Source organism: Micromonospora sp. NPDC002411, from assembly GCF_053592955.1.
The window spans coordinates 1-16,222 of the sequence record NZ_JBSFBM010000147.1 but is presented as its reverse complement, the minus strand read 5'-3'; the positions used below and the strand labels follow the sequence as shown (position 1 = coordinate 16,222).

At 71.7% G+C, this 16,222-nt stretch carries 18 protein-coding genes and 1 pseudogene; 17 read left to right on the top strand and 2 right to left on the bottom strand.

Features of this window, described 5'->3' with window-relative positions; translation table 11 throughout:
- Positions 1–150, top strand: a pseudogene (locus ACWCO3_RS18630) (nucleoside triphosphate pyrophosphohydrolase); the annotation flags it as partial.
- A gap of 130 nt (positions 151–280) precedes the next feature.
- Positions 281–1,900, top strand: coding sequence for a DUF885 domain-containing protein (locus ACWCO3_RS18625; RefSeq protein WP_145786334.1), 1,620 nt, complete (start codon positions 281–283; stop codon positions 1,898–1,900).
- A gap of 23 nt (positions 1,901–1,923) precedes the next feature.
- On the opposite strand, the gene nudC is transcribed toward ACWCO3_RS18625, so the two are convergent.
- Together nudC and ACWCO3_RS18615 are read right to left on the bottom strand one after the other, a co-directional pair.
- Positions 1,924–2,805, bottom strand: coding sequence for an NAD(+) diphosphatase (gene nudC / locus ACWCO3_RS18620; RefSeq protein ID WP_450011126.1), 882 nt, complete (start codon positions 2,803–2,805; stop codon positions 1,924–1,926).
- Positions 2,802–3,494, bottom strand: coding sequence for a hypothetical protein (locus ACWCO3_RS18615; protein WP_145786336.1), 693 nt, complete (start codon positions 3,492–3,494; stop codon positions 2,802–2,804). Before ACWCO3_RS18615 ends, nudC begins: the two co-directional genes overlap by 4 nt.
- A gap of 213 nt (positions 3,495–3,707) precedes the next feature.
- On the opposite strand from ACWCO3_RS18615, the gene eno reads away from it, so the two are divergent.
- The 15 genes from eno to ACWCO3_RS18540 form a co-directional block, all read left to right on the top strand.
- Positions 3,708–4,991: a phosphopyruvate hydratase gene (gene eno, locus ACWCO3_RS18610; RefSeq protein WP_145786337.1), complete on the top strand. Its 1,284-nt coding sequence runs from the start codon at positions 3,708–3,710 to the stop codon at positions 4,989–4,991.
- 78 nt (positions 4,992–5,069) lie between these two features.
- Positions 5,070–5,711 carry an FtsB family cell division protein gene (locus ACWCO3_RS18605; RefSeq protein WP_145786499.1) on the top strand — a complete coding sequence of 214 codons (642 nt, stop codon included), beginning with the start codon at positions 5,070–5,072 and terminating at the stop codon, positions 5,709–5,711.
- A gap of 34 nt (positions 5,712–5,745) precedes the next feature.
- Positions 5,746–6,303, top strand: coding sequence for a DUF501 domain-containing protein (locus ACWCO3_RS18600; RefSeq protein WP_145786338.1), 558 nt, complete (start codon positions 5,746–5,748; stop codon positions 6,301–6,303).
- 23 nt (positions 6,304–6,326) lie between these two features.
- Positions 6,327–6,821 carry an amino-acid N-acetyltransferase gene (locus tag ACWCO3_RS18595; RefSeq protein WP_450011130.1) on the top strand — a complete coding sequence of 165 codons (495 nt, stop codon included), beginning with the start codon at positions 6,327–6,329 and terminating at the stop codon, positions 6,819–6,821.
- A 237-nt stretch (positions 6,822–7,058) separates the two neighbouring features.
- Positions 7,059–8,099 (top strand): ArsR/SmtB family transcription factor, encoded by a 1,041-nt coding sequence (locus tag ACWCO3_RS18590; protein ID WP_358161866.1) that lies wholly within the window; start codon positions 7,059–7,061, stop codon positions 8,097–8,099.
- A 22-nt stretch (positions 8,100–8,121) separates the two neighbouring features.
- Positions 8,122–9,063, top strand: coding sequence for a Ppx/GppA phosphatase family protein (locus ACWCO3_RS18585; protein WP_450011128.1), 942 nt, complete (start codon positions 8,122–8,124; stop codon positions 9,061–9,063).
- Positions 9,064–9,422: 359 nt separating this feature from the next.
- Positions 9,423–9,755, top strand: coding sequence for a PadR family transcriptional regulator (locus tag ACWCO3_RS18580; RefSeq protein WP_088986312.1), 333 nt, complete (start codon positions 9,423–9,425; stop codon positions 9,753–9,755).
- Complete coding sequence (locus tag ACWCO3_RS18575) at positions 9,752–10,786, top strand: HAAS signaling domain-containing protein (RefSeq protein WP_450011123.1); 1,035 nt, start codon at positions 9,752–9,754, stop codon at positions 10,784–10,786. The genes ACWCO3_RS18580 and ACWCO3_RS18575 overlap by 4 nt, the downstream gene beginning before the upstream one ends.
- A 130-nt stretch (positions 10,787–10,916) precedes the next feature.
- Positions 10,917–11,540 (top strand): LppU/SCO3897 family protein, encoded by a 624-nt coding sequence (locus ACWCO3_RS18570; protein ID WP_450011121.1) that lies wholly within the window; start codon positions 10,917–10,919, stop codon positions 11,538–11,540.
- Positions 11,541–11,672: 132 nt separating this feature from the next.
- Positions 11,673–12,665 (top strand): IS481 family transposase, encoded by a 993-nt coding sequence (locus ACWCO3_RS18565; protein WP_450011119.1) that lies wholly within the window; start codon positions 11,673–11,675, stop codon positions 12,663–12,665.
- 208 nt (positions 12,666–12,873) lie between these two features.
- Entirely contained in the window at positions 12,874–13,560 is a 687-nt protein-coding gene (locus tag ACWCO3_RS18560) for a dienelactone hydrolase family protein (protein WP_357930745.1), read from the top strand.
- Positions 13,561–13,579: 19 nt separating this feature from the next.
- Positions 13,580–14,293 carry a uracil-DNA glycosylase gene (locus tag ACWCO3_RS18555; RefSeq protein ID WP_450011117.1) on the top strand — a complete coding sequence of 238 codons (714 nt, stop codon included), beginning with the start codon at positions 13,580–13,582 and terminating at the stop codon, positions 14,291–14,293.
- Between the two features lie 20 nt (positions 14,294–14,313).
- Complete coding sequence (locus ACWCO3_RS18550) at positions 14,314–15,102, top strand: DUF4129 domain-containing protein (RefSeq protein WP_145786345.1); 789 nt, start codon at positions 14,314–14,316, stop codon at positions 15,100–15,102.
- Complete coding sequence (locus tag ACWCO3_RS18545) at positions 15,099–15,683, top strand: hypothetical protein (RefSeq protein ID WP_145786346.1); 585 nt, start codon at positions 15,099–15,101, stop codon at positions 15,681–15,683. The genes ACWCO3_RS18550 and ACWCO3_RS18545 overlap by 4 nt, the downstream gene beginning before the upstream one ends.
- A partial coding sequence (locus tag ACWCO3_RS18540) for an AAA family ATPase (RefSeq protein WP_450011114.1) occupies positions 15,683–16,222 on the top strand: 540 nt, incomplete at its 3' end. The genes ACWCO3_RS18545 and ACWCO3_RS18540, both read left to right, overlap by 1 nt.

The following is a 16,222-nucleotide window of genomic DNA, read 5'->3' as shown; positions in this document are numbered from 1 at the left end:
GCCGAAGCAAGGCTGGGCGCGAGCCTCCTGGCAACGGTGGCGGCTGCCCGCGAAGCGGGCATCAACCCGGAAGCGGCCCTCCGCCGCACGACCCTCGCCTACGCCGAAGCCCTCCGCGCCGTCGAACCACCACCCCCCGACCCGCGTTGACCATGAAGTTGTTGCCACGACACGCCGAGGCGGACGGCAACAACTTCATGATCGACGGGAGTGGGAGGGGCATCGACGGGAGCCTGCGGAACCGGCGGCGTCGTCGGGGGTGATCGGTAGGGTGGGCCGGGTGGAAGCCTTTGGGGTGCTGGCCGAGCGGGTTGTCGAGGCGTTGCTGGAGTCGCGGCCGGGGGTGGCCACCGCCGCCGGCGACCACCGGTTCGACGACCGGCTTCCTGATCTGTCCGCCGACGGGCTCGCGGCCGATCGGGCGATGCTCTCCGACGCGGCCAACGCGCTGTCCGAGCTGGACCCGGATTCCCTCGACGTCGACGAGCAGGTCGACCACGCGCTGCTGACCTCCTTCGTGGACCGGGAGCTGTTCGAGCTGACCGAGATCCGGTCGCACGAGTGGAACCCGCTGTGGCACAACCCCGGATCGTTCCTGCACCCGTTGCTGACCCGCCCGTACGCCCCGGCGGAGGTGCGACTGACCCAACTGGCCGGTCGGCTCGCCGCCGTACCGGACGCCCTCGCCACCGCCCGCTCGACGCTGCGCGACATGCCGCGGATCCACGCGGAGACGGCGGTCGGGCAGTTCGCCGGCACGGCCGCGTTGATCCGCGACGAGCTGCCGGCCCTGCTCGCCCAGGCGCCGAGCGCCCTCGACCGGGTCGAGCCGGCCGCCACCGCGGCGATCGCCGCGATCGAGGAGTTCGTCGCGTGGCTGCGCGCCGGCCTGGCCGCCGACGCGGGCCCCGGACGTGACCCCCGGCTGGGCCGCCGCCGCTGGGAGGCCCGGCTGTGGCACACCCTCGACACCGAGTTGGGCGCCGCCGAGATCCAGCGCCGTGCCTGGGCCAACCTGGACCGGGTCACCGCGGAGATCCGCGAGGCGGCCGTCGAGCTGGTCGGTGGCCCGGCCGACGACGCCGCGGTACGCAGGGCGCTGGACCTGCTCGCCGCCGAGCACCCGAACGACGCGACAATCGTCGAGCTGGCCGGTGTGACACTGGACGAGGCGACCGATTTCGTCCGCGCCCACGACCTGGTCACCCTGGTCGACGACAGGTGTGTGATCCAGGAGATGCCGGAGTTCGCCAGGGGTGTCGCGGTGGCCTACTGCGACGCGCCCGGCCCGCTGGAGACTGCGGCAGTGCCGACCTTCTACTGCATCGCGCCCACCCCGACGGACTGGCCGGCGCAGCGGGTCGAGTCGTTCTACCGCGAGTACAACGACCACATGATCCGCAACCTGACCGTGCACGAGGCGATGCCGGGGCACTTCCTCCAGCTCGCCCACGCGCGCCGCTACGTCGGCGGCACCCGGGTCCGTGCGCTGGCCGAGTCCGGCCCGTTCATCGAGGGCTGGGCGGTGTACGCGGAGGAGTTGATGACGGGCCTCGGCTTCGGTGGCCTGCCGGTGCGGTTGCAGCAGCTCAAGATGCAGCTCCGGATGACCATCAACGCGCTGCTCGACCAGTTGGTGCACGCCGAGGACCTGCCCGAGGCGGAGGCGATGGCGTTGATGACCGGGCGCGGCTTCCAGGAGGAGGGCGAGGCGGCCGGCAAGTGGCGTCGCTCGTTGCTCACCTCCACCCAGCTCTCCACCTACTTCGTCGGGTACAGCGAGGTCGCCGAGGTCGCCGCCGCCCGCCCGGACGGAGTGTCGCTGCGCGACTGGCACGACGCGATGCTGTCCCACGACTGCCCGCCCCCGCGCCACCTGCGTACTCTGCTCGGCGTCTGAGGAGCCCGCCGGGCCCGCGCGGTTCAGCGCCGTGCGGCGGTCACTGTCGCGTCGATCAGCCAGCGCGAGATGGAGTACGCGGGCGGCAGTTCCGCCGGCAGCGCATCCACGCCGAACCATCGGGCTTCGGTCAGCTCCCGGCCGTCGACCACCGGCTCGGCGTGCGGGTCGGCGGCACGGGCGGTGAAACCGGCGAGCAGCACGCCGGGGCCGGAGATCGCCCACGGCTGGCTGCCGAAGTACGCCAGTCGGTCGACGGACAACGCGACCTCCTCGCCGACCTCCCGGTGCACCGCCGCCTCCAGCGTCTCGCCGGCCTCCACGAAGCCGGCCACGAGTGCCCACAGCCCGGTCGGTCCGGTGGCGTGCCGGACCAGCAGCAGCTCTTCGGCGCGACCGGCCGGGCCGGGCCGGGTGATCGCCACCAACACCGCGGCGGAGAGCTGCATCGGGACGTAAAGGCCGCAGTCGGGGCACCGCCGCGCGGTCTCGCCCGGCTTGTCGGTCAGCTCGGCGCGGCAGGCGCCACACCACCTGTGGGTACGCCGCCAGGTGATCACCGCCAACGCCCGGCTGGCGAGCGCGGCGTGTGGCTCCGGCACCTCGGCGGCGAGCGACGCCCAGCCACGTGCCCGGCCGGGAAGAGTGCCGGCGGTGGTGAGATCGGTGGCCCAGGCGGGCACCCCGTCGAGGGTGCCCAGCGGCACCCAGTCGGTGTCGGCGGGCAGGTCGGCGACGCGGAGTGGTCGACCGTCGGCGTCGGTCAGCAGCTTCGCGCCGGTCACCGGTAGGGCCAGGTCGCCGGGGGCGGGCAGCCGCCCCCGCTCGGCCCCGGGCTGGAAACCGGCGGGTCGTGCCGCGGACGCGGGTGGGTCGAGCCCGGCAGCGGCGGCCGGGCCGGTCACGACCCTCCCGGGCGGCTGTCCACGACGCCGGCGCCGGCCGGTGGGTCGAACGCGTCGTTGTCCACGGTCGCGGAGTAGCGGCTCAGCGCCAACTCCATCGGCTTGCCGTCGACGGGCCCGGTGAAGCTGCCGAGCACGCCCTCGGTGGTCACGCAGGCGGTGAAGTCACCGGAGGAACTTTCCACGTTCACACACGCGGCGTGGTGTCCGGCGATCGTGGTGTCGCTCTGCTTGATGACCGCCTGTGGGTCGAGTGCGGCGGTGGTCAGCAGTCCGACCACCACCGGCGGTGTGACAAGCCCCTGCTGGTTGGCTTCGCCGAAGAGCGTCACTGTGGGCTTGCTGCCCGGGGTGGGCGGGGTGGCCAGGGTGCACTCCGGCCGGGCACCGGTGGTCGTGCACCGGGTGATCGCCTCCGGTGTGACGGTGAGCCGCCCGCCCGGATAGGTGTACGCGGAGCGGGCCGGGTCCTGCGCCTGCACGATCGCGGCGCTCTGGCCGCCGGGCAGCTGGTAGTCGGCCGAGTACGTCAGCTCCAACGCCCGGTCGAGTCGGGCGGCGAGGTCGTTGACGAGTTCCGAGCGACCCATGGCGACTCCGGCGTCCTCGAATGTCTGACAGCCAGTGACCGTGAGCGACGCGATGACCGACACGGCGAGCATGCGGAGGGTGGTCGAGGCGGCGGGCATGCCGACCAGCCTGGTGGATCTGGTCCGCGCAGCGCAAACCCGTTGCCGGTTGACGCCCGGAAATCCGGGAATGTCCGTCAGTGCGGGGCGACTCGGGTGCGCGGGCGACGCCGTGCCGTTTCCCGTGGCCCGATACGCTGCGTTCAACACCTGCCTCAGCCGCACCGTCGCGGCCCACCCACGGACCGGATTACAACAACGAGGAGCGACTCAGTGGCAACCATCGAGGGAATCGTCGCCCGGGAGATTCTCGACTCGCGGGGCAACCCCACGGTCGAGGTCGAGGTCGGCCTGGACGACGGCACGGTGGCTCGCGCCGCGGTGCCCTCCGGCGCCTCCACCGGCGCGTTCGAGGCGATCGAGCTGCGCGACGGTGACGCCGACCGCTACCAGGGCAAGGGCGTGGAGAAGGCGGTCTCCAACGTCGAAGACAAGATCGTCGACCAGATCATCGGGTACGAGGCCAGCGAGCAGCGGCTCATCGACCAGAAGATGCTCGACATCGACGGCACCGACAGCAAGTCGGAGCTGGGCGCGAACGCCATCCTGGGGGTCTCCCTGGCGGTGGCGAAGGCCGCTGCCGGCAGCGCCGAGCTGAGCCTCTTCCGCTACCTGGGCGGCCCGAACGCGCACCTCCTGCCGGTGCCGATGATGAACATCCTCAACGGTGGCGCGCACGCCGACTCGAACGTCGACATCCAGGAATTCATGATCGCGCCGATCGGTGCGCCCACCTTCCGGGAGGCGCTGCGCTCGGGCGCGGAGGTCTACCACGCGCTGAAGTCGGTGCTGAAGAAGAAGGGCCTGTCGACGGGCCTCGGTGACGAGGGTGGCTTCGCACCGAACCTGCCGACGAACGCGGCGGCCCTGGACCTGATCGCCGAGGCGGTCGAGAAGGCCGGCTACCGGCTCGGCAGCGACATCGTGTTCGCGCTCGACGTGGCGGCCACGGAGTTCTTCGACAACGGCACCTACACCTTCGAGGGTGCCGCGAAGTCCGCCGAGGACATGAGCACCTACTACACCAAACTGGCCGACGAGTACCCGATCGTGTCGATCGAGGACCCGCTGGCCGAGGACGACTGGAGCGGCTGGCAGACGCTGACCGCCTCGATCGGCGACCGGGTGCAGATCGTCGGTGACGACCTGTTCGTCACCAACCCGCAGCGGATCGCCCGCGGCATCGCGGAGAAGTCCGCGAACGCGGTCCTGGTCAAGGTCAACCAGATCGGCTCGCTGACCGAGACCCTGGACGCGGTGGACCTGGCCCACCGGGCCGGCTTCAAGTGCATGATGAGCCACCGCTCCGGCGAGACCGAGGACACCACCATCGCCGACCTGGCGGTCGCCACCGGTTGTGGCCAGATCAAGACCGGCGCGCCGGCCCGCTCGGACCGCGTCGCCAAGTACAACCAGCTGCTCCGGATCGAGGAGGAGCTGGCCGACGCGGCGCGCTACGCGGGCGCCGGCGCGTTCCCGCGCTACCGTTCGGCCTGAGACGCTGCCGGGAAGCCCCGCCGCGGGGCTTCCCGACAAACCCTGTAACGCACGAAGCCTCGGGGGAGGGGTGTGACGATGCAGCAGCGCCGCACACCGGGTGGTCAGCGTCCCGCCCGTCGGCCGGGTCAGTCCGGTCGGCCGGGCGGAGGCCGCTCCACGCGGGGATCGGTGCGGGAGGCCGGCGTACGCGCCGAACCCCGTACCGCCGCTGGTCGGGCACCGGGCGCGGCCCGGGGCGCCGAGGGTGTGCGCTCGGCGAATCGTCCGGCCGCCGCTCGGCGTACCGCCGCCGGTGGGTCCGTCAAACGGCTCGTCGCACCCCACCCCCGTCGCTTCACCGGTCGGGCCACCGTGCTTTTCGCGGTCCTGATCGCGCTCGCGCTGGCCTACACGTACCCGGTCCGGGTCTACCTGGACCAGCAGGCCGACATCGAGCGGATGGAGGCGGCCCAGGCGGCGCAGGAGGCGGAGATCGCCAAGCTCGCGGCCGAGGCGGCCAACTGGGAGGACCCGGCGTACATCAAGACGCAGGCTCGGGAGCGGTTCTTCATGGGCGAACCGGGCGAAAAGATGATGGTGGTGCTGCACGACCCGGAGGGCGCGGCCCGGGACGCCGGGAAGTCGGCCGGCTCAACGCCACCAGCCGGGCCGACCACCTGGTACGACACGCTCTGGTCGAGCGTGCAGGCGGCCGACAACCAGCAGCCGGGCAAGTGAACCACCGATCAGCGCACCAGGAGAGATGGGCACCGTGACTGTCGTACCACCGTCGGAGCCGGCGGCGGATTCCGTACCCCTGCCGCAGCGGGAGCCCGCGACCGAGGCCGACCTGGCAGCGGTGGCCGCGCAGCTCGGTCGCACACCCCGGGGCACCCGGGCGGTCGCCCACCGGTGCCCGTGCGGCCTTCCGGACGTGGTGGAGACGACCCCGCGCCTGGCCGACGGCACACCGTTCCCGACGCTCTACTACCTGACCTGCCCCCGAGCCACGGCGGCGTGCAGCCGACTGGAGTCGGCGGGGCTGATGAAGGAGATGGCGGACCGGCTGACGACCGACCCCGAGCTGGCCGCCCACTACCGCGCCGCGCACGAGGACTACCTCGCCCGCCGGGAGGCGATCGGCGAGGTGCCGGAGATCGCCGGCATCTCGGCCGGCGGGATGCCCGGCCGGGTGAAGTGCCTGCACGTGCACCTGGGGCACGCGCTCGGCGCCGGCCCCGGGGTCAACCCGTTCGGCGACGAGACGTTGGAGCTGGTCGAGCCCTGGTGGGCGGCCGGTCCGTGCGTGGACGTGCCGGCGGACGAGTGAGCGCGCAGACTGCGGATCAGATCATGGTGCGGCGGGCCCGCACCGGGGACGTCCGAGGCATCCGGCGTCTGGTGGACACCTACACCGACGACCGGCGGCTGTTGAGCAAGGCCACCGTCACCCTCTACGAGCAGGTGCAGGAGTTCCGGGTCGCGGTCCGCGCCGAGGACGGCGTCGTGGTGGGCTGCGGCGCGTTGCACGTGATGTGGGAGGACCTGGCCGAGATCCGCACCGTCGCGGTGGACCCGTCGTGTCGCGGTCAGCGAATCGGGCACCGGCTGGTCAGCGAGCTGATCGACGCGGCCCGGGAGCTGGGCGTGGCACGGATCTTCGTGCTCACCTTCGAGACGCAGTTCTTCGGCGCGTTCGGCTTCCAGGAGATCGACGGCGCACCGGTGCCGCAACCCGTGTACGAGCAGCTGCTGCGCTCGTACGACGAGGGTGTCGCGGAGTTCCTGGACCTGGAGCGGGTCAAGCCGAACACGCTGGGCAACACCCGGATGCTGCTGCGCCTGTAGTCGGGTGTTCGTCGCCGGGGCGTCAGCTCGACGCGGAGGCTGCGGTGGTCGGGGCCGACGAGGGTTGCCCCCGCTCAGCACAAGCTGCAGCCACGACGGTGGGGCAGAGCCCCGTCAACACTGCCACCGTCGGCCGCACGTCGGCCACCCCCCGTCGACCCCGCCGTCCACCCTGGAGGTGGCCGATTCGGGAAACAACCCTTTCGGTCCTGGGCGAAGCAGGGCAGGCTGTCTCCCATGCTTCGCCTCCATCTCGGGTCGGCGGATCTCTGCCGGGTGCGCTTCGGCGCCCGGCTGCACCCGGTCGGCACCGCGCTGCTGGCCGGGCAGTGGCTGCGCGACCCGACTGTCGCGATGATGGCGCCGGCCCTGGCCGAGCGAGCGGCAGCTGTCGAGAGCACGGGGACCGCCCAGGCCGCCACCGCGATCCTGCGACACCTGTTGCCGGCACGGGGGCGTCTGCCGGATTTCGTCACGCCCTTCGACGGGGTGGAGTCGCTCACCGCCGGGCTGGAGGCGATCCAGGCCACCCCGGCACGGCGGGTACGCGACGAGGTCGTCGCCGCGTACGGGGACGTCGCGGCCACCCCGCTGCGGCGACGGTTCGCGGCGGCCGACCCGGAGGTGCTGGACCTGTTCGGCGGGGCCGTCCGCACCTGGTTCGACGCCGTCCTCGCGCCGCACTGGTCCGAGCTGGTTTCCGCGTACCGCCAGCAGGTGACCTGTGCCAGCCGGCAGCTGGCGCAACACGGCCTGGCCGGCCTGTTCGCGGGCCTGCACCCGGCGATCAGGTGGCGGGAGCCGGTGCTGGAGATACAAACGTGGTGGGACGGGGACCTACCCGGCACCGGTCACGGGCTGCTCCTGCTGCCCTCCCCGCTGGCCGGGCCCCGACCACGGGTCCTGGCCGAGCCGGGTCGCCCCATCCTGCTCGTCTACCCGTCGGCGATGCCCGCGCGTCCGGCCACCGCCGACCGTGACGCCCTCGGCCGGCTGCTCGGCGTCACCCGGGCGTTGGTCCTGTGCCGCCTCGCAGCCGAGGGTGGGTTGACCACCACGGTGCTGTCCCGGGCGGTCGGCATCAGCCTCTCCTCGGCCTCAGAGCACGCCAGCGCGCTGCGGGCGACCGGGCTGGTGGTCAGCGAGCGGGAGGGTGGGGCGGTCCGGCATCACCTGACGACGCTCGGCGCGAATCTGTTGCGGGGCCTGTCGGACGACCCGCCCGCGACGTGTCCACCGCCGTGCCGGTCTGCCGGATGGCCATCCGGCCTGCCGTAAGGTTGCTGCCGTGACGACGCGTGTGGCGGCCATCGACTGCGGGACCAACTCGGTCCGACTGTTGGTCGCCGACCTGCCCGACGACTCGGCCGGGCCGCCGGCGCCGCTCGTCGACCTGACCCGACGGATGGAGATCGTCCGGCTCGGTGAGGGTGTGGACCGCACCGGTCGACTGGCCCCGGAGGCGATCGAGCGGACCCGGGTGGCGCTGGCGTCGTACGCCGCCGACATCGAGAAGTTCGGCGCGGAGCGGGTCCGCATGTGTGCCACCTCGGCTTCCCGGGACGCCGCCAACGCGGCCGACTTCACCGAGATGGTGCAGCGCACCCTCGGTGTCGCGCCCGAGGTGGTCACCGGAGACGAGGAGGCCCGGCTGTCGTTCACCGGTGCGGTGCGCGGGCTACCGGCCGACGCGAAGGCGCCCTTCCTGGTGGTCGACATCGGCGGCGGTTCCACCGAGTTCGTGGTCGGCGACCGGGAGGCAGGGGTGCGCGCGGCGATCTCGGTGGACATCGGCTGTGTCCGGATGACCGAGCGGCACCTGCCCGGTGACCCTCCGACGCCCGAGCAGGTCGCTGCCGCGCAGGCCGACATCGCGGCCGCGGTGGACCGGGCGCTCGCCGCGGTGCCCGGCCGGGAGGCGGCCACACTGGTCGGCCTCGCCGGGTCGGTCACCACAGTGGTCGCCATCGCGCAGGGCCTTCAGGAGTACGACCCGGAGCGCATCCACCACGCCCGGGTGTCGTACGAGGCGGTCGCCCAGGTGACGGCGGACCTGCTGGGTCAGACCCGTGCGCAGCGGTTGGCGATCCCGGTGATGCATCCGGGCCGGGCCGACGTGATCGGCGCGGGCGCGCTGGTGCTTCGCGTGATCATGGAGCGGGCCGGGATGCCATCCGTGGTCGCCTCGGAGCACGACATCCTCGACGGCATCGCCTGGAGCCTCCAACCAGCCACCCGCTAGCGGCTCGGTCACCTCGCCTTCGCCGAAGTCGGGGCGTCCGCGCCCGCGCCAAGATTCGCGCAACTTCCCTGATGTTGCTGCCTGCGGCGCACGGGAGGCAGCAACATCCCCGATGGTGCGCGGATCCTCCGTGTTGATCTCGCTGCACGCCCCAAGATCGCGCTCGATCCTGGAAGTAGTGGTGAATCCGCAGCGCCGAGGCCACTACATCCTTGATTGAGCACGATCAAGTGGCGCCCACTCGGCACTCGGCACTCGGCCATCCGCGCCGCGCCGCGTTCCGCGCGCCCTGCGCTCGGTTCGGCGTGTTGAGGCGTGATCGTTGACGCTACTTCGCATTACACACTAGTCTCCAATGCGTGGACACCACACAGTTACTGAAGGGCGTGCTGGACCTGGCCGTCCTGGCCGTGCTCCGGGAGGAGGACGGCTACGGGTACGACATCCTGCGCCGGTTGCGCGAGGCCGGCCTGGAGGAGGTCGGTGACGCCTCGGTCTACGGGACGCTCCGCCGCCTCTTCGCCGCCGGCCTGCTCACCACCTACGTCGTGCCGAGCGAATCCGGGCCGCACCGTAAGTACTACTCACTCAACGCCGCGGGGCGTGACCAGTTGACCCGCTCCGGCAAGCTCTGGCGCTCGTTCGCCACCACAATGGACACTCTGCTCGACGATCGGGGGCTGGCGGCATGACCGTCACGGAGCAGGAGATCACCGACTACGTGGCGCGGGTCCGGGCCGCTCTGGCCGACCTGCCGCCCGCCCAACGCGAGGAGCTGACCGAGGACCTCGCCGACCACCTCACCGAGGTCGCCGCCGAGTCCGGAGGCACGCTCGTCGAGCGGCTGGGCGAGCCCGAGACGTACGCCGCCGAACTGCGCGCCGCAGCCGGCGCCGCCAGCGTCAGCGGACGCAACCTCGACCAGCGGGTCGCCACCGCCATGGTCCGGGTCCGCACCCGGCTGCGCGCGATCGACGTCCGACTCGGCCCGGCGCTCGGGTACGAGACGGCGAGCGAGTTCCTCCGGTTGCTGCGACCCGCCTGGTGGGTGCTGCGCGGCTACCTGGCGGCGATGCTGGTGACGATGATGAGCACCAATGGGAGCTACGGGCTGCTGCCCCGGTTCGGCGGAGAACTGCTCGCCGGCATGGTCATGCTCGTCGCATTCGTGCTCGCCTCCATCTGGATCGGTCGCCGATCCGCCCGGCTGGCCGGCTGGCCACGGTGGGCGCTGCATGGCGGCACGTTCGTCCTGGTGGTGTTCGCGTTCGCCGCACTCGGCCACGCGGAGGACCGTCTCGACCGCGACTACTACTACGACCAGACCTCGGTCGACAGTCAGTACAGCCAGATCCGGGACGTCTACGTCTACGACCGTGAGGGTCGTCTGGTGGAGGACGCGCGACTCTTCGACCAGAACGGCAACCCGATCCGCCTGGGCTATCCGGACTGCGGCGGCAACATCGATGAGTACGGCAATCCGCTGCTGCGGCCGTACCCGTACTGCCCGGAGCAGGCGCCCTTCGGGCCTCGTGCCCCCGGTGCGACAGTACCGCTCACGCCCCCGGCCGCGCCGGCGACGACGCCGACCGCCACGCCGGACCCGACCGCCACACCGGGTACGCCCGGTGCGCCGCAGCCGAGCGAGACGGCCTCCGGCCAACCCTCGGTGGGCTCCACCGGGACGCCGAGTGGCACACCGAGACCGACCGCGACGAGCTGAGTAACGGTGTGAACTGGATCATGCCGCTGAAGCTGGGAAATAGCTGAACGGACGAGGCGAGCGGGACGGCACCGGAAATCAATGATCGTTACGGTGTCGTCTGCTCATCAACCCCTCGGAAGGAACCACAGTGCCAGAGCAGGTCGCACCCCCCTCCGCGCCCGACGCCGCAGCACCCCAGCCGGCCGTCGAGACGCCGCAGCCGACGCCGGCCCAGCCGGAGACGGCCAAGCCGGACGAGGCCGCGCCGGATGCGGCTGCGCCGAACACCCCCGCGCCCGATGCGGCCGCGCCGAACACCCCCGCGCCCGATGCGGCCGCGCCGAACACCCCCGCGCCGGACGCGGCCAAGCCGGAGGCGGAGAAGTCCGGTGGCAAGAAGGCGCTGGGCATCATCGGCGCGATCCTCGCGGTCGTCGTCATCGCCGGCCTGAAGTTCGGCGTCGCCTCGGCGATCGGCAACTACTTCAACAAGGACGAGACGGCTGACGCCAAGGTCGGTGACTGCATCGCCGAGCTGCCCGAGGTCACCGGCACCGAGCAGGAGGAGGTCGACGGCGCCAAGGTCGTGTCCTGCACCTCCACCGACGCCGCGTACACGGTGGTCGGTCGGGTGAACGACCAGAGCCAGGCCCAGGCCCAGGCCGGCACCGCCTGCGACCAGTTCTTCAAGGAGGGCGAGGAGGGGTACGTCTTCTCCAGCATCGAGCCGGGCAAGACCGGCTACGTGCTCTGCCTGACCAAGAAGGCCTGACCTAGATGTACTGACCGGGCACGTTGGTTGAGGTCGTGTGACGACACGACCTGACGGATCTTGATTGGGGAGGACCTCCTGTCGTGGAGTGGAGCTGCTGAAGGCGACCACACCACAGACCAGGAGGTCCTCGTGTCTCACGCTAACGCAGCGTTGACTCCCCGTGCTCGGCTGCGTCTGGCCAAGCTCGTCGTGGACCAGGGCTGGCCCGTCGCGCGGGCGGCCGAGCGCTACGACGTGTCATGGCCGACCGCGAAGCGGTGGGCTGAGCGCTACCGGTTGGCCGGTGAGGCCGGCATGCAGGACCGTTCGTCACGGCCCGCGTCGCAGCCACGGAAGACACCGCAACCACTTGTCCGCAAGATCGTGCACCTACGGTGGAAACACCGCCTGGGGCCAGTCGCGATCGCCGACCGCCTCGGCATCGCCTCATCAACGGTGCATGCCGTGCTGACGCGGTGCCGGCTCAACCGGCTCTCCCACGTCGACCGGGTCACCGGCGAACCCGTACGTCGCTACGAGCATCCGACTCCCGGCGCGTTGCTGCACGTCGACGTCAAAAAGCTCGGGAACATCCCCGACGGCGGCGGCTGGCGCTACCTCGGCCGAGCCGAGGGCAGCAAGAACCGCAACAACACCGCCGGCAAGCCGCGTAGCAAGCACTACAACCCGATGATCGGCACTGCCTTCGTACACACCGTCATCGACGACCACAGCCGCGTCGCCTACGCCGAAATCCACGACGACGAGACCGCCACCACCGCCATCGGCGTCCTACGCAGAGCCGTCACCTGGTTCAGCGACCGCGGCGTCGTCACCCAACGAGTGCTCTCCGACAACGGCAGCTGCTACCGCAGCCACGCCTGGCGTGACGCCTGCACCCAACTCGGCATCACCGCCAAACGCACCCGCCCCTACCGCCCACAAACCAACGGCAAGATCGAACGCTTCCACCGCACCATGGCCCAGGGCTGGGCATTCAAGCGGATGTACTCCAGCGAGTCAGCCCGCCGAAACGCCCTGCCCGCCTGGCTACACGAGTACAACCATCACAGGCCCCACACCGCGATCGGCAAACGCCCACCCATCAGCCGCTTAACCAACCTCCCTGGGCAGTACACCTAGAAGGCCTGACCAGCGAGAAAGACCAGCATCGACGGCGGTGGGAGTGGATCCCGCCGCCGTCGGCGTACCCGCAGTCACCGGCCGGCGAACAGGAGGTGAATGCCACTGTTCCGGCGTCTTCCCGACGGCCGCGCGGCGTGGCAGGCTACCGGCACGTAGGACCACTGGGCGACCAGCCAACGATGACTGACCGCTAGGAGGACGGCCCATGGGCGAAATGGTGAGCTACCGCAGCAACGGGGGCACGAGCGAGGGGTATCTCGCGATACCCGCCAGCGGAATGGCCAGCCCTGCCGTCATCGTGATCCAGGAGTGGTGGGGCCTCGTCCCGCACATCCGGTCGGTGGCGGACCGGTTCGCCGAGGCCGGTTTCGTCGCCCTCGCCCCGGACTTCTACCACGGCGAGACGACCAGCGAACCCGACGAGGCGCAGCGTCTCCTGATGGCGATGCGGATGGACGAGGCGGCCAAGGACATCGCCGGCGCGGCCGACTATCTCGCCGGACGGCCGGAGGTCACCGGTAAGGTCGGTGCCGTGGGCTTCTGCGCCGGTGGCAGCCTCGCCCTCTGGTCGGCCACCATCTCCGGGCGGATCGTCGCCACCGCCGGCTTCTACCCCGTGCTGCCCTGGGAGTCGATGCGTCCCGACTGGGCCGACTACGCCGGCAAGGCCGCTGTCATCCACTGCTCCGAAGAGGACGGCACCTCGGCCGCCGAGGGCGTGCAGACCGCCCGCCGGGCCATCGAGGAGGCCGGCGGCGACTGCCACCTCTACGACTACCCGGGCACCTCGCACGCCTTCTTCAACGACGACCGGCCGGAGGCGTTCGACCAGCGCGCCGCCTCCACGGCCTTCGCCCGCACCCTGGAACTCTTCCGGGCCAAGCTTGGCTGAGTCGCGTACCCCGGAACAGGTGGTCGCCCGCGCAGCGCGGGCGACCGACCTGGCCGACCTCGACGCGGGCATCAGCGACTGTTTTGCCTGCCCTCGGCTGGTCGAGTGGCGGGAGGAGGTGGCCCGCACCCGCCGGGCCTCCTTCCGTGACCAGGAGTACTGGGGTCGGCCGGTGCCCGGCTTCGGCGCCGCAGACGCGCGGATCGCGATCCTCGGGCTGGCGCCCGCGGCGCACGGCGGCAACCGCACCGGTCGGATCTTCACCGGCGACCGGTCCGGTGACGTGCTGTTCGCCGCGCTGCACCGGGCCGGGCTGGCCAACCAACCGACGAGCGTCGCCGCCGACGACGGGCTCGCCCTGCGCGACATCCGGATCTTCTCGGCCGTCCGATGTGCGCCGCCGGACAACAAACCGACCCCCCAGGAGCGGGACACGTGCGCACCCTGGCTGCACCGCGAGGTCTCGCTGATCCGGCCCACGCTGCGCGTCGTGGTCGCGCTCGGCGCATTCGCCTGGGCTGCGTGGTGGCCGGTGCTGCGTCAGGTGTACGGGCTGCGACCGCCCAGCCCGCGACCGGCGTTCGGTCATGGGGCACACTGGTCCGGCACAGCCGCTCCGGACCTGCTGGGCAGCTACCACGTCAGCCAGCAGAACACCTTCACCGGGCGGTTGACGCCAAAGATGCTGGACGACGTCTTCGACCAGGCTAAACAGCTGGCCGAGGTGGACTGAGAACGCGTGGGGCGGTGGCGATGACAGACGGAACACGCCCACCCGCGCCGTCACCTGCTGACGAGTCCGGTGTGTTGCGCCCGGCGTTGGGCCTGCTTCGCAGGTGGTGGCCGGTCGGCGCGGTGGCCGCGCTGCTGGCCGGTGCCGCGCTGGCGTCCGCCCACTCGTCGCTCGGGACCAGTCGGATCCCACCAGCGGCGGAGAACGTGCCCTGGGTGCCCGAGTACCCGACCGTCGAGCCGTCGCCGTCCATCCCGGTCGAGCCACGCGAGGCCGGCGAGGCCACCCAGGCGCACATACCGCAGTGGATCGCCACCGTGGCGATGGTCCTGCTGGGGCTCGCCATCCTGGCCGCCCTCGGCTACCTGACCTGGGTCCTGATCCGGGGTGCGTTGCGTCGTACCACCCGGACGTTGCCGGCGCAGCGGGCCCGGCGTACCGCCGAGGGCACCGCCCGCGAGGTGGTCGCCGCCCTCGACGCCGGCCTGGTGGAGCTGGACGACCGGGACACCGACCCACGGGTGGCGGTGATCGCCTGCTGGGTGCGCCTTGAGGAGGCCGCCGCCGCGGCCGGCGTGCCACGGCTCACCGGGGACACCCCCACCGATCTGGTCAGCCGACTGCTGCGCGGAGACCCGGCGGCCGGTGTGCCGGCGATCGTCAGCGCCGACGTGCTGGCCGAGTTCGCGCACGTCTACCGGGAGGCCCGGTACGCCACCCGTCCGGTCGACGAACGCACCCGCGACCAGGCCCGCGCCGCGCTGCGCCGGCTGCGTGGCGAGCTCACCACGGTGGTGACGACCACATGAGCAGCACCAGCATTGACGACCTGCTCGCGTTCGAGGAGGAGGCGGCGCCGTCCGGTCCGCCGGAGCGCCGCTCCCGGTTGGGTCCCGTGCTGCGTGCGCTCGCGTGGGCCGCCGCGCTGGTCGCGGTGCTGCTCGTCGGTCTCCGCGCGGTCGGCCTCCAGATCTCACTGCCGGTACTGATCGCAGGGGTGCTCGCCGTCCTGGCGGTCCGCCGGGTCACCGCCCTGCTCGCGCCGCCACCCCCGCCGCCGGCCGGTGCCCGGTCCGCGCCGGGCGAGGAGGACGGCAGCTACAACTGGGGTGCCCGGGACGCGCTGCGGAGCGCGATCAACCGGTGGGAGTGGCCCCTCGACTGGTCCGCGACCCGACCCGAGCGGTTCACCGGGACGGTGCTGCCCCGGATCGGTGAGCTGGCCGACGAGCGGATGCGCCTGAAGCACGGCGTCACCCGCGAGTCGGACCCGGCCCGTGCCCGTGCCCTGCTGGGTGACCGGCTGTGGACGTTCCTGGAGACCCCGCCTCGCCGCACCCCGTCGCCGCGCGACCTCGCGGTGATCGTCGCCGAACTGGAGAAAATCTGATGAAGGACGTGGACCGGAGCATCGCCCCCGCCGAGGTCGGCCACCTCGCCCGGGCCGTCCTGGACGCGGTCGGCACCGTCGTGGTCGGCAAGCGGGACGCGTTGGAATTGGTCCTCGCCGGCATCCTCGCGGGTGGGCACGTCCTGCTGGAAGACCTGCCCGGGTTGGGTAAGACGCTCACCGCGCGCTCGTTCGCGCAGGCGCTCGGGTTGGACTTCCGCCGGTTGCAGTTCACCCCCGACCTGCTCCCCGCTGACGTCACCGGTTCGTTCCTGTACGACCAGCGCAACGGCGACTTCGCCTTCCGGGCCGGCCCGGTGTTCACCAACCTGCTCCTCGCCGACGAGATCAACCGGACGCCGCCGAAGACCCAGTCCGCGCTGCTGGAGGCGATGCAGGAGAAGCAGGTCTCGGTGGAGGGTGTGACCTACAAGCTGGATGAGCCGTTCCACGTGCTGGCCACCGCCAACCCGATCGAGTACGAGGGCACCTACCCGCTGCCCGAGGCGCAACTGGACCGGTTCCTGCTGCGGGTCTCG

Excerpts from the sequence above, each read along its gene's own strand:
- ACWCO3_RS18615 (WP_145786336.1), bottom strand. The coding sequence starts at position 3,494 with ATGCCCGCCGCCTCGACCACCCTCCGCATGCTCGCCGTGTCGGTCATC.
- ACWCO3_RS18605 (WP_145786499.1), top strand. The coding sequence starts at position 5,070 with ATGCAGCAGCGCCGCACACCGGGTGGTCAGCGTCCCGCCCGTCGGCCG.
- ACWCO3_RS18595 (WP_450011130.1), top strand. The coding sequence starts at position 6,327 with ATGGTGCGGCGGGCCCGCACCGGGGACGTCCGAGGCATCCGGCGTCTG.
- ACWCO3_RS18590 (WP_358161866.1), top strand. The coding sequence starts at position 7,059 with ATGCTTCGCCTCCATCTCGGGTCGGCGGATCTCTGCCGGGTGCGCTTC.
- ACWCO3_RS18575 (WP_450011123.1), top strand. The coding sequence starts at position 9,752 with ATGACCGTCACGGAGCAGGAGATCACCGACTACGTGGCGCGGGTCCGG.
- ACWCO3_RS18560 (WP_357930745.1), top strand. The coding sequence starts at position 12,874 with ATGGGCGAAATGGTGAGCTACCGCAGCAACGGGGGCACGAGCGAGGGG.
- ACWCO3_RS18550 (WP_145786345.1), top strand. The coding sequence starts at position 14,314 with ATGACAGACGGAACACGCCCACCCGCGCCGTCACCTGCTGACGAGTCC.
- ACWCO3_RS18545 (WP_145786346.1), top strand. The coding sequence starts at position 15,099 with ATGAGCAGCACCAGCATTGACGACCTGCTCGCGTTCGAGGAGGAGGCG.